This is a genomic window from Kiloniella sp. (assembly GCF_048259265.1).
GTDB lineage: Bacteria > Pseudomonadota > Alphaproteobacteria > Kiloniellales > Kiloniellaceae > Kiloniella.
The window spans coordinates 140,777-153,456 of sequence record NZ_JBLXHT010000002.1 but is presented as its reverse complement, the minus strand read 5'-3'; the positions used below and the strand labels follow the sequence as shown (position 1 = coordinate 153,456).

The following is a 12,680-nucleotide window of genomic DNA, read 5'->3' as shown; positions in this document are numbered from 1 at the left end:
AACAGAGCTATGGCAAGGCAACAGAAGATGTGACCTTCATTTGCGCAGGGCCGTTATTTTACCGATGATCTGGAAGCTACAGATGATTTGGTTTTGGGCGAAACGTTCAATAGGATTTCCAGCCCTGATTCCCTGCCTAGCTTTGATTATAATGATAAATTGCTCTTTTAAAGTTCCAAATTGAAGCAACTTGTTGACACAAATACAGTGTATTTCCGGTTGAATAGTAAGTTTCGACTGGAAATATGCTGTAAAACCATGCATCTATAGTTTTATTATTAATAATAACAAGAAACGATCAATAACGCTTAAAGCGTGCGGGGACATATAATGGATGCCGACAGCTGCGATAAGAAAGTACCTCTTTACCAAAAGGTAAAAGAGTACATTATCAATCATATTCAATCTGGCCAGTGGCAACCAGGATTTCAAATACCGTCAGAAAACGAACTAACCCAAAGCCAGAATATGTCACGTATGACAATTCACCGGGCTTTACGGGAACTCACCACAGACGGATGGTTGATGCGTGTTCAAGGTGCAGGAACCTTTGTTGCGGAACCCCGCCCCCAATCGGCAGTACTTGCAATAAAAAGCATTGCTGAGGAAGTTAGATCTCGTAATAGCCAATATAGCAACGATGTTATCCTACTTACACAAGAACAAGCTTCTGCAAACGTTGCGGGTGTGATGAATCTGGAATTAAATTCCCCAGTTTACCATTCTGTTATTCTTCACATGGAAAACGGGACACCTATTCAGCTGGAAGATCGCTATATAAATCCTGCGGCAGCTCCCGATTATCTAAATCAGGATTTTAGGGATATCACTCCCTATGATTATCTGGTGAAAGTCGCTCCGTTAGATAATGCCGAACATACTATTTTTGCCATTTCTCCAGAGGAAAACCAGGCTGAGTTACTGCAAATTTCCGAAACTACGCCTTGCTTGTTATTAAGAAGACGCACCTGGTCCGAGGGGAAAGCAGTTACCTATGCCAAACTCATCCACCCCGGGGATCGATATAGTCTGGGTGGGACATTTCAAGGATAGAGATCCTTTAACGTAGCAGCTTTCACTAATTTGTAAGTCACAAACCTTTTTTGATATCTCTCATCAAAAATCGGGCAGGATGTATTGCATCTCTAATATCCGTAGAAATCGGCAGGGCATCACAGCCACATATCAATTTCACCAAATAATTTGCCATCAAAGGTGCCGTCAAAAACCCACGAGACCCAAAACCAACAGCACAAAACAGGTTTTCGTAATACTCACCCCGTGGCCATGAAAGCTTACTTTTCTGCCCATTTTTCAGCCCAACATAATCATGACGATATTGCTGTTCCTGATAGACAGGACCGACAAGCGGCAACCGATCAAAGGTTGTTCCCCGAACGGATGTCCGCCCCCCTAGATCTAGCGGATCTATTTGTGCTGAAATTTCGGGAACAATTTCATTAAGAAGCAACAAGTTATGATCATGGCGCTCTGCTGTAACAGACCTGTCTTTAGCTTCATCGTAACAATAGAGCCGCTCAAAAGTGGCACCAAAGACGTGCTGCCCTTTGATAGCGGGTGTAATATATCCGCTACCATTAACAATGGTCTTTAAATTTGCACTGACCTTGTTCGGCGGGCAAGTACTGACTTGTCCTCGGTTCATAATCACTGACAAGCTTTCAGATTGTGCGAAATTCCTAACATTAAATGCGTTGGCAAGAACAACGCTATCAAACTCAAGATCCTCGCCAGATTCCGACATTGAGAGCTTCCATTTACGCTGTCCTTGATCTGTAAACGGCTCAAGTAATGTCACTTCACAATCGAGCCTGAAATCAATCCCACGGGTTAAGGCCATTGCAAGAGCAGTCGTATTGAGGCATCCCGCGTAGGGATACCAGACACCCGGCGATATCAGATTAATACCAGCGATCTCAGAAGCACGATTCGCATCAACAATACAAAAATGATCCTGTGGTAGAACGTTCGAGGCCACAAAAGACTGTCGGCGTTGAAGCTCTTTGTTATCGCCAATAAGATCCAAAGATCCGCACTGATGATGCCAGATTTCCTGCCCTGTCTGTTCTTCCAGTTTCCGATAAAATCTCAAAGCGTAGAGATAACAAGATGCTAAATACTGCCCCAATACAGTACCGCTACGCATCAACTTAGGTTCAAATACCGCAGCCGGGTTTCCTGACGCCCCTTCGGCAATAGAAGATGCCTTATCAATCAAAGTAACATCGACACCTGCACGTGACAGGCTATAGGCCAGACAATTCCCGACAATTCCAGCGCCAACAACGGCTACTTTTTTAGGTTTGCTTTGTACTTTAGGGATATCAAACCAAGGTAGCGATCCGGGATAAAATCTTCTTTTATCCTCATCAACTTTATCAGGCGAGAATACCCCAACGATGCGTTCTCGTTTAAAAGCGTACCCTTTGCGTCTATCAATCTTAAAACCAGCATCTTCTAATCCACGGCGAACATGTCCAGCCGCTGTAAAGCTGGCCAACTTTGTACCCGATTTGGATTTCGCCGCCAGCAATTCATAAACCTCTGCATTCCACATGTCGGGATTTTTCTTAGGAGCAAAACCATCCAAAAACCAGGCATCAGCCTGCCCCGAAAAACACGTTAGAACTTCCCTAACGTCGCCAAAGAGAAGAATGAGCGTAACATTATCTCGTTCAAACTCCAGCGTGTGAAAACCAGGGCTAAGATCTGGGTAAGCCTTAATAAGCTCATCACGATTTTCTCCAAGCTCATCCCAAGGCTTCAACGATTTTTGCAGCTGAGTACGGCTAAGGGGAAAACCTTCAACAGAAACAAAAGTTAGATGCTGATCTGGTCGAGAAGTTTTTTTCCACTCTTTCCAAGTAACTAAGAAATTTAATCCCGTTCCGAACCCTGTTTCACCAATAACTGTATTCTGTTGATTCTTCCAAAGTTCACTCCCACCAACAGCATTTAGAAAAACAAACGCGCTTTCCGCTAATCCATTAGAAAGGGAATAATACACATCATCATGTTTGCTAGATACCGGAACAAGATTATCCCGCCATTCCAGTTCGGCTGTACTAAATTCAGTCATTCAAAAAACCGTTAAAAGAGTTCATGACTTTTAGCTTTTTGGGATCTTAAAGAAAAGTACTGTCGTCAGAAATAGAAAAAGCCAGCTACTTTGGTTAGTAGCTGGCTCTTTTTTACGAAATAAAAACTTAGTTACCAAAAAGCTTTTTCAAAGCATCTTTTGGCTTTTCAATAACTTCATCGACACCGCCGGCAGCATCACCATCGCCAAGAGGTAATTTTACTCCCCCTTCGCCACTCGTAACACCTTCGATAAGAGCGGATGGATCTTTCAGTTGGTCAGTCAAGGCCCCTGCAAGATCTGGAGCAACTTTAGGGTTACTCCACGTGCCCGTAATCATTAACGGTACAGCAAGCCCTTTGGCACCACTATCGCCACCTTGCCCTTCGAGATCACCGACAAGTTTAGGTTCGACACGATAATTCAATGTTTTGGGCGGCATTGGAACTGTGCCTTTACCAGAAAGACGGAACAAAGGTGCAACCATGCTCAAGTCCTGGTTATTCACAACACCTTGCTGAATTGTATAGCTACCAGATAGTTCAGCAAAGTCAGTAGACTGAGCTTCATCAAAGGAATTTTGCAAAGCATCCAAAGAAACATTGCGGATCAAGCCAGGAATATTCACGCCCTTGACGGCCCCGTCCTGAAAAATGAAATCTCCGGTTCCGTTGAGATTAGAAACCATCGCTTTCTGAGAAGCCCCCTGTGTCGTCAGGTTTGCTTTGGAACTAAGAGTTCCCAAAAGTTTTTCGAAATCTGCACTATCAGACAACAGTGGTTCAGCCTGAACACCGGAAAGATCAAAATTAATTGCAGTTGTCGGCGTTGCTTTTGAGCTATCCAAAACAACTTTACCACGGGCTTGACCATCATAGAGCGCAAGTTGTTTCAAGTCTGCGGTTAACTTGCCACCTTGAAGTAGGATACCAAGCTCACTGACACCAATTGTAATCTTGCGGATTTTTACACCCTCGGATTTAAGGGCTAGATCAGCATTCACAGATTTCAGCCCAGAGAAATCAATTGGCGTATCATCCCACCCCTGATCAGCACTTGCACTCTGCGCCGTTGCAGCTTCACCAGATGTGTTTCCAGTAGACGCATCATCCGTAGCTGCTGTTTCTGGCGGTAGGTAAGGCGTAATATCCAGAACCCCCGTAGAAAGTGCGGCAACTATATTTGGTACAGCACCAGAACTATCAATTTTCAACGCACCCTGAGCAGTCAGCGCATCAAATGCAAGAGATACATCATCAAACGCAACCACAGAACCGTTTAGATCAAGTTGCCCTTTCACGGACAATTGACCAAAGGTTTCTTCATTTTGACGCTCAATCGGTGCACCGACCCAATCGGTCAAACCTTTAACAGATGGAACATCAAGATCAAGAGCGCCAGCAAGAGCAAAAGCACTTGCCTGTTGCGCTGTTCCATTGAAGCTAAAGTTTACCGGGGATGAACTAACAGATGCTTCAAGAGCTGTACTTGCACCGTTCATCAGGCTTTCAAGGTTAGCAATATCTGCTTTTAAATTAATCGTTTCTGCTTTCCAGTCCAAACGACCATCCACAGACAAAGGTTTGCTCAAGGCATCCAGAGAAATTTCAAGGTTTAACGCCTCAATATCTTCTTTTGTTCCTGAAGAGAGGTCTGTGAAGTGCAATTCACCATCCTGAATACGAACATCGCCTAGAGATAGTCCACTTAGGCTAGTACTGCTTCCACCTTCTGAAACTTCAGAGCTTTCAGCCGCTGCGGTATCACTTGCTGGATCTTGAGCTCCCTCAAGTTCCCAGTTTGGTTTCCCGTTTTTGTCAACTTCAAGGTTAATAACAGGCTTCACAAGTACAAAGCGATCAATAACAACTTCACTAGATAACAACGGCATGACCTGTAACTCGAGCGCCATCTGCTCAAGAGTTACCATGTCTTTACTCTGTCCTTGTTCATAGTTTGCCAAGGCAACATCGTTAACTTCAACGGCAACAGTCGGGAATAGGCTGAGAGAAATTTTCCCTCCAATTTTTAAATCGCGTCCCGTCGCCTCTTTCGCTTTTGCTGCAATTTCAGGCTTATAATCTTCAAGAGAAATAAAGAAGGGGGCAACCAATAGAACAGCAATGACCAAAAGAATTAAGCCGCCGATTGATAAGAGTATTTTTTTCATTTTTTAGTCTCCATTACACGATTTAATAAAAATCATGCAAATGACACGATTATTGAAGGATATAGACGAATAACAATAAGGCGGTACCCGCATTAAGCCAGTACCGCCTTTTGATTCTGGCATAGATTAGCCAGACATGTGAATTACTTCACGAGTGTCACAATAACACGACGGTTTCTGAATTCAGAAATGCCATCACCTGTGTCAACCGCAGGAGCATTCTCGCCAACACCTTGGCTTTGAACGATAGAAGCAGCAACACCGTGGCTTTCAAGTGCACTTACAACAGCAGCGGCACGTCTGTTAGCTAGGTTCTGGTTGTATTCAGAAGAACCAGCTGTATCAGTGTGACCAGCAACAATCACTTTTGAGGGTGAATGTTTCTTCACAGCTGCAACGATCACAGAGACTTCTGCCTGTGCATCAACAGTCAGCACATCAGAGTCGAAATCAAAGTAAACTGCATAAGGCGCTGGTGCAGGAGCTGGCGCTGGTGCAGGAGCTGGAGCCTTGGCTTTAGGTGCCATTGCTGCATCAACTTTAGCCATTGCAGCTAAGAAACCGTCACGACATGCAGCGATATGGTCAGGCTGAATATTCTCTTCTTGCTCTTGGATCCAGCAATCGAACATAACCTGTGCGTTTGCAGCGGATGTAGGCGCTACGTTACCAGCGCCATTTGCCAAAGCAGAAGCAAGACGGTCATGTGCAGAAGAAAGATCATCAACAAACTCTGCGCCAAGATCCCAGTTTGCTACCTCTTCAGGAGCAACAACTTTACCATCCGCAGAGGCCAATGCTTTATTTGCAAACAGGTCGGAATCACCCCAATCCTGTTCGGATTTCTCATCACCAGAAAGGCCTACGTAACCTTTATATAGCTCTCTTGTAAAAGAGGAGCCTGAAGGCTCTGCATCGCTGGCCATTTGATAACGATCAGCACAAGCAGATAAAGATACAGCCGCAACACCGGCCAACAAAGCAAACTTTAAACCCCGCATGATATTCTCCCTTGAAGGTTTAGATATTCATAAAAAAACGAGACAAACAACAAACTAATTCAGGTACTAAATTATTTAGAACAATCCAAACTTAACTGTATGATATTTGCACAAATAAGAGTGAACATATTACCGCTTCTTTTTTGTAAATACTAGAGACCACATTCCCAGCCTCATTATTAACACAAAGAAAGTAACACAAAATCAGATAGATACCAAAAGGAATCAATACTTGTCGCTGTCAAATCTTCTCCCAAAATCAGGTTGACACTAGAATAGAACAAACAAAACATCAACCTGAGGTAATTAAAAACATTGTTTGTTTAATGTCTTGTTAAGAAGAATACAGACCTAAAATAAAAACACATCTTGGTAAAATTACGTACCTGTATAACGTTGTTCTAATTAGAGTTTTGCAGGTCCTAGATCTCTCATAAATTATTACGCCTTGCCAGAAAAAGCATATCACTCTTCTATGACACTTTCATTATCTTCTTTCTTTGAGAGCAAGAATTTACACCCGCTAAACCCTGAGGCTATAAAGATAACAACAAAAACAATCAAATATGATATTGTGTCCCAAGAAGATCGGAAAAAGGTCAGGAGAAATAAAAATGGAAACACCTCAAATAGCTGACACCACACCATGCATTATCCAGCTAGAGGAAGGGAAAACTTACTTTTGGTGTGCTTGTGGGCGATCTAAAAAACAGCCTTTTTGCGATGGTAGCCATAAGGGAACCAATTTTCAGCCTTTATCATTTAAAGCCGACAAATCAAAACAATACTTCCTATGCCAATGTAAACATAGTTCGAACAAACCTTTTTGCGACGGCAATCACAAGCACCTGCTTTGAATAAAGGATTAATACTCACCTCTAAAGATTATAACTCTCATACTTTTGCCAATCAGCCTTTTGAATACCAGACAAAAGTTCCTCTTGAGTAAGCAAGCCTGATTGCGTATCCATAACAGAAACAACCGAAGCAGAATTAATAGAAGCAGCTTTCAGCGCTAACTCTTCCTCTTTACCAAGACCGATAAAAGACGCAAATGTTGAGGCAAAGGAATCCCCTGCACCCGCTGTCCCCATAACTTTTGCTTTTTGCGCCGGACAGAACATAATTTGCTCATTTGTCCCTAAATAAGCACCTTCTTTGCCATTCGTGACCAACAATCTCTCTGGTCCAAGACTGTTAATTATCTTGGTAAATTCGCGGAGGCCCATCATTGTACCAGAAACGCCAACGCCTTTTTTTAATAACTCAGGAAGTTTTTTATCATCGGAGTAAGCACAAGGATGGATCGCATCAATCTCTGATTTCGCCGAGACAAATGGAACCAACTGCCCAGCTTCGACCTCGTTCATAACTAAAACGTCAATATACTGCAACGAGTTCCAAAATGATTGAGTTCTCGAAGAGAGTTGGCGAATTCCAGGGTTGGCAACAACAAGACTTCCTGCGGCCTTCGCCAATTTTACAATCTTTGGAAAGCAGTCCGCTGAAGCTCCACTCAAGCCCGTTACGTATGTAAGCTCGATACCTTCGAACATTTCAGGCTTGATTTCATCGGGAGTGAGTAACGTGTTGGCCCCACGCGCAACAAAAATCGTTGGGTTTCTGACATGCGAAGAAACCATAACCGCACAGCCTGTAGGCAAATCAGCATTAGATAAAACCCATTGGCTACCAATTGATTTTTCTTTCAAACGCTTCAGAACCATCTGGCCTTCGATGTCATCAGCCAATTTCACAACACAGGAAACATCTATGCCCAATTGCGCCATAGATACAGATGCGTTGATAGCACCGCCACCGGTGTGAGTTTCAATGTTCTCTGCATCCACTTTTTTGCCTTCTTCCAAAAGCAAAAAATTTGTGATTGCGTTGTGCATTGTCATACGTTCGATTTCATCGTCAGATACTGATGCGATAATATCGACAGTAGCCCCACCCAGTGTCAGTGCCTTCATTATACCCGTCCTACCTGTTAATCTTGCGCGAGAGACTTGCCTACAGATCCCAGCACAGAGAAAATTTCGTCCAGCTTTGTGCCGACACCTAGTTCAGCCTGACGCACCCATTTACGTGGGTCGTATTTGCTCTTTAGCGGCTTGCCTGTTTCTGGGTCTATCTGCGCAACAAATGCATTTTGGTTCGCATTTACATAAGCCCCAACAGGTTCGGAGTACGCGTACTGAAGATCCGTATCAACGTTCATTTTAAAGACGCCGTAAGAAACAGCCTCTTTAATATCTGCCTCAGAAGAACCCGATCCACCATGGAAAACAAGATCAAGAGACTTGTCCTCCAAGCCATAACGATCGGACATTAGTTTTTGAGAGTCTTTTAGGATTACAGGGCGAAGTTTAACATTCCCTGGCTTGTAAACGCCATGAACATTCCCGAATGATGCAGCAACAGAAAAATCACCCAGCGGGTTTAGCTGTTCGTAAGCATAAGCCACATCTTCCGGTTGAGTATAAAGTTTTGGATTATCCGCACCGGTGTGCTCGGACCCAACACCATCTTCTTCACCACCAGTAACACCCAATTCAATTTCCAGGCTCATATCAAGTGGTGCCATTTTCTTGAGATAATCAGCACATGTACCAACGTTCTCTTCCAAAGGCTCTTCAGAAAGGTCGATCATATGAGATGTATACAGAGGCTTTCCGTTCTTTTCACGGAACTTGGCACCTTCGGCCAACAGACCGTCGATCCATGGCAAGAGACCGCGATTTGCGTGATCTGTGTGCAAGACGACACAAACCCCATACCCCTCGGCAAGAAGATGAACGTGCTGAGCCAAGGAAACAGCACCAAGCACTTTACCCTGAAGACCATCCGGATAAGCCGCACCAGCATAAAATCCTGCGCCACCGTTTGAGACCTGAATAATCACATCCGATTTGTTACGGGCCGCAGCCTCTAGAACAGCATTTACGGTACTACTGCTAGTAACATTTACCGCTGGCAACGCGTAGTTTCCGGCCTTACAAGCCTTGACGAGTTTCTCATAGTCCTTACCGGTAACAACACCCGGGCGAAGTTTTTCAGACACCGCCGATCCTCCCTGTTTTCTAGATCACAAAACGCATCTTAGCGCTTCAAATGTACGACTTGACCGCTTCGAACCGATTCATCCGCAGCCAAAACAATTTTCATACTGTTCACAGCATCCCGCATGTGAGATGTCAAATCTAAATCGTCGATAATGGCCTTTAACAGGAACTCCTGTTCTCTTTGGCAAAGGGCATCATGATCAGGCTCATCATCCATTCGTATTAAATTATCTTTGTGTGTGAATGACTTATCATCATTTAACTTTGCAGAATGACATAATAACGCGGATGTTTTGGTATGTGCATCAATATCGTCAGATTCCATTGCTTTGTTTTGATCTTCCGCAACAATAGATACACAGCCTTTGGGACCAATTACATCCTTAACGAAGAATGCCGCTTCACTCATCATTGGTCCCCAACCTGCTTCATACCATCCCACAGACCCATCATCGTAGGTAACCTGTAGCTGGCCATAGTTATACATGTCAGAATCAATTTCATCGCTTAAGCGAACACCGATTGCATGCACCTTGATCGGTTGGGCCTGTGTCATCAGACACATCATATCAACATAATGAACACCGCAATCCACGATCGGAGAAATGCTTTTCATAAGCTGCTTATGAACCTGCCAAGTTTCGCCACTGCTTTGCTGGTTAAGGTTCATCCGCATCACCAAGGGCTTTCCTAGCTTTTGTGCCTGAGATACGAACTCTTGCCACGAAGGATGATGACGAAGAATATAGCCAATAACGAGCTTAAGTCCCTTTTTCTGCGCAGCTTCAATTACCCGTTCGGCTCCCGCGACCGTATCTGCAATTGGTTTTTCAAGAAAAACATGCGCCCCGGCGTCAAAAGCTTTCAAGGCATAGGCTTCATGTGTATCCGGCCAGGTATTGATAGAAACCACATCCGGGTTTGATTTTTTAAGAGCTTCATCGTAATCAGAAAATCTGTCGTAACCGGAAAGTTCCGTGGGTAATGATGTTTGACGGCTAAGGCTTCGACTACAAAGCCCAACAACCTCAAATCCATCCAAATTGTGATAGGCTTTGGCATGGGATTGCCCCATGTTCCCCAAACCGACAACAAGAACCTTTTGTTTATTATTCATTACCCATTCCTCTGCGAATACCGCTAGACCTTTAGGCCATCCATTTCGGTGTCACGTCCATCAACCCAAGTCTCAAGAACACGTCCAGCATCATCCAGTAAAACCATTGATGCTCTGTACCCTTTTTCAATACGTCCCAACTCCCCCCCTAACCCTAAGAAATTTGCGGGATACAAGGACGCCATGCGCAAAGCTTCATCATGGGAAAGATTTAACATATCTACAGAATTTTGGACGGCGGATGCCATATCTAAATGTGCCCCAGCCAAGACGCCGTCTTCTGTTGTGCAGCGCCCTTCTCGGCTATAGATTTTTTGCCCATAGAGCTCGAAGAAATCCTCATCGCTGCCCACAGTTGCCATCGCATCTGTGACCAACATCATCTTCCCATGCTTCTTCGCTTTAATAGCATTCCGCAGCGTAGCTGGATGAACGTGGTATCCATCAACAATTAAGCCACACCAACTATTATCATCATCCAAAGCGGCGCCAACGGCACCCGGTTCTCTACTATCCATTGGCGTCATGGCATTAAACAAATGTGTAAAACAGCTAAGACCTTCGGAAAAAGCAGACTGGTAATCAGCATAGACACCGGCAGTATGCCCTGCAGCAACCAAGACACCGCGCTCAACAAGTTGTCGAATAACCCCAGAAGTATTCTTTTCGGGAGCAAGCGTGACCAATGTCTTGGCTCCCTTGAGGCTCGACAAAAGATCCAGAGCATCAGATTCCATTGATCTGATTTTATCTTCCTGATGCACGCCTTTTCTTATCTGGTTAAGATAAGGCCCCTCTAAATGTATCCCCAAAATTCCGGGTTCATTGTTATCCACAGCCCCCTGCATTGCAGAAATAGCCGCTTCCATCACAGGACGGTCATCTGTAATCAAGGTAGGAAGCATCCCCGTTGTACCATACCGACGATGCGCTTGGGCTATACGCCTTAGCCCCGTCGGTGATGTATCCTGATTAAACATGACACCACCACCGCCATTGACCTGCACATCAATAAAACCAGGGACAAGTTTCGCACCGTGTAAGTCTCGGACCAGATTAACATCGTCAGGAATAGAAACTTCTTGCCCTACATAATCAATAACAGCACCGTTGATTATAACTGTTGCAGCACCCAACCACTCTTCCCCGGTGAACACCTGTGCGTTGGTCAACGCAGTTTTCATCAAACTGTCTCCGTAACTTTTTTCAGGTGACGAGGATTGTCAGGATCCAAACCGCGTAGCTGAGTAATTTTCTCTGCCATGACATAAAAACTTTGAATCATCACAGGCAACTGACAGAACGGGTGAATGTTAGTTTCTATTGGCAATATACCTTTGTTCAAACTGCCTTCTTGAACGCTAAAAACCGCACCGCCTTTTTCCCGGAAATTTTCAGCAAGCTCTCCGACTGAATCCCAAGACTGATCACGCTGCCTGAACAACAGTACAGGATAGCCATCTGCAACAAGTGACATTGGTCCGTGTTTTATTTCTGCGGCGCTGAAAGCTTCCGCATGAATATAAGATGTTTCCTTGAACTTCAGCGCAGATTCCAAGGCAACACCAAACCCGGGGCCACGGCCAACTGTAAACAGATTGGAAGATGAAGCTAACAGCTCAACTGGTTCGGACCAATCCGCAGACAAACCCCGATCCAATTGATCCGGAAGCCTTTCCAAAGCAGGTAACAACCCGCTATCAAAATTCCAAATAGCACTAAGCTGAAGCAAAGCAGTCAAAGACGCAATATAGCTTTTTGTTGCTGCAACAGAGTTTTCAGGACCAGCATGGAGTGGCAGATAACAATCAGCCAATGCCACCAGTGGTGATGTTGCATCATTACAGATACAAAGAATAAAAGCGCCTTGATCTTTCGCCTGTTGCGTTGCCTGTACCAAATCAGGACTTTGCCCCGACTGTGACACCGCAATAAACAAACTATCTTGTAGTTTTAACGTTACCCCATAAAGAGTAGACACAGACGGTGCAAAAGAAACCACAGGAAGTCCGGTACCAATTTCCAATACATACTTCGCAAAAGCACAAGCATGATCAGAACTGCCCCGGGCACAAGTTGCAATAAACCGGAATCTTTTCTCACGGATCCGACTTGAAAGGTCTTCGAGCACATCTCGGTTTGCTCTAAGCTGCCTTGAAATCACAGCTGGCGTTTCAGCCGTCTCTTTTGCCATCAGGCTCATTTTATTCGTCATTATTCATTT

The 12,680-nt window shown here is 44.4% G+C and carries 10 protein-coding genes; 2 read left to right on the top strand and 8 right to left on the bottom strand.

Annotated elements, in window-relative coordinates; all coding sequences use genetic code 11:
* The first annotated feature begins 330 nt into the window (after positions 1–330).
* On the top strand, positions 331–1,053 hold the full coding sequence (gene hutC / locus ACN0QW_RS03900; protein WP_417428955.1) for a histidine utilization repressor: 723 nt from the start codon (positions 331–333) through the stop codon (positions 1,051–1,053).
* 37 nt (positions 1,054–1,090) lie between these two features.
* On the opposite strand, the gene mnmC is transcribed toward hutC, so the two are convergent.
* The 3 genes from mnmC to ACN0QW_RS03885 all read right to left on the bottom strand — a co-directional run bounded on the left by mnmC (position 1,091) and on the right by ACN0QW_RS03885 (position 6,271).
* Positions 1,091–3,100 carry a bifunctional tRNA (5-methylaminomethyl-2-thiouridine)(34)-methyltransferase MnmD/FAD-dependent 5-carboxymethylaminomethyl-2-thiouridine(34) oxidoreductase MnmC gene (gene mnmC / locus ACN0QW_RS03895; protein WP_417428953.1) on the bottom strand — a complete coding sequence of 670 codons (2,010 nt, stop codon included), beginning with the start codon at positions 3,098–3,100 and terminating at the stop codon, positions 1,091–1,093.
* A 127-nt stretch (positions 3,101–3,227) separates the two neighbouring features.
* Positions 3,228–5,270, bottom strand: a complete 2,043-nt coding sequence (locus ACN0QW_RS03890; RefSeq protein ID WP_417428951.1) for an AsmA family protein — start codon at positions 5,268–5,270, stop codon at positions 3,228–3,230.
* Between the two features lie 143 nt (positions 5,271–5,413).
* On the bottom strand, positions 5,414–6,271 hold the full coding sequence (locus ACN0QW_RS03885; protein ID WP_417428949.1) for an OmpA family protein: 858 nt from the start codon (positions 6,269–6,271) through the stop codon (positions 5,414–5,416).
* A gap of 566 nt (positions 6,272–6,837) precedes the next feature.
* On the opposite strand from ACN0QW_RS03885, the gene ACN0QW_RS03880 reads away from it, so the two are divergent.
* Complete coding sequence (locus tag ACN0QW_RS03880; RefSeq protein ID WP_417428947.1) at positions 6,838–7,128, top strand: CDGSH iron-sulfur domain-containing protein; 291 nt, start codon at positions 6,838–6,840, stop codon at positions 7,126–7,128.
* A 21-nt stretch (positions 7,129–7,149) separates the two neighbouring features.
* Here ACN0QW_RS03880 and ACN0QW_RS03875 read toward each other — a convergent pair whose 3' ends face one another.
* From ACN0QW_RS03875 to ACN0QW_RS03855, 5 genes are read right to left on the bottom strand one after another with little or no spacing between them, the layout of a single operon-like run.
* Positions 7,150–8,247: a carbohydrate kinase family protein gene (locus tag ACN0QW_RS03875; RefSeq protein ID WP_417428945.1), complete on the bottom strand. Its 1,098-nt coding sequence runs from the start codon at positions 8,245–8,247 to the stop codon at positions 7,150–7,152.
* 17 nt (positions 8,248–8,264) lie between these two features.
* The gene (fbaA, locus tag ACN0QW_RS03870) at positions 8,265–9,338 is read right to left on the bottom strand and encodes a class II fructose-bisphosphate aldolase (protein WP_417428943.1); all 1,074 of its coding nucleotides are present in this window, start codon (positions 9,336–9,338) and stop codon (positions 8,265–8,267) included.
* Positions 9,339–9,376: 38 nt separating this feature from the next.
* Positions 9,377–10,456: a Gfo/Idh/MocA family protein gene (locus tag ACN0QW_RS03865; RefSeq protein WP_417428941.1), complete on the bottom strand. Its 1,080-nt coding sequence runs from the start codon at positions 10,454–10,456 to the stop codon at positions 9,377–9,379.
* 23 nt (positions 10,457–10,479) lie between these two features.
* A complete protein-coding gene (gene nagA / locus ACN0QW_RS03860) occupies positions 10,480–11,640 on the bottom strand; it encodes an N-acetylglucosamine-6-phosphate deacetylase (RefSeq protein WP_417428939.1) in 1,161 nt (386 codons plus the stop codon).
* A complete protein-coding gene (locus tag ACN0QW_RS03855) occupies positions 11,640–12,671 on the bottom strand; it encodes an SIS domain-containing protein (RefSeq protein WP_417428937.1) in 1,032 nt (343 codons plus the stop codon). Before ACN0QW_RS03855 ends, nagA begins: the two co-directional genes overlap by 1 nt.
* Between the last annotated feature and the right edge of the window lie 9 nt (positions 12,672–12,680).

Excerpts from the sequence above, each read along its gene's own strand:
- hutC (WP_417428955.1), top strand. The coding sequence starts at position 331 with ATGGATGCCGACAGCTGCGATAAGAAAGTACCTCTTTACCAAAAGGTA.
- mnmC (WP_417428953.1), bottom strand. The coding sequence starts at position 3,100 with ATGACTGAATTTAGTACAGCCGAACTGGAATGGCGGGATAATCTTGTT.
- ACN0QW_RS03890 (WP_417428951.1), bottom strand. The coding sequence starts at position 5,270 with ATGAAAAAAATACTCTTATCAATCGGCGGCTTAATTCTTTTGGTCATT.
- ACN0QW_RS03885 (WP_417428949.1), bottom strand. The coding sequence starts at position 6,271 with ATGCGGGGTTTAAAGTTTGCTTTGTTGGCCGGTGTTGCGGCTGTATCT.
- ACN0QW_RS03880 (WP_417428947.1), top strand. The coding sequence starts at position 6,838 with ATGATATTGTGTCCCAAGAAGATCGGAAAAAGGTCAGGAGAAATAAAA.
- ACN0QW_RS03875 (WP_417428945.1), bottom strand. The coding sequence starts at position 8,247 with ATGAAGGCACTGACACTGGGTGGGGCTACTGTCGATATTATCGCATCA.
- ACN0QW_RS03865 (WP_417428941.1), bottom strand. The coding sequence starts at position 10,456 with ATGAATAATAAACAAAAGGTTCTTGTTGTCGGTTTGGGGAACATGGGG.
- nagA (WP_417428939.1), bottom strand. The coding sequence starts at position 11,640 with ATGAAAACTGCGTTGACCAACGCACAGGTGTTCACCGGGGAAGAGTGG.
- ACN0QW_RS03855 (WP_417428937.1), bottom strand. The coding sequence starts at position 12,671 with ATGACGAATAAAATGAGCCTGATGGCAAAAGAGACGGCTGAAACGCCA.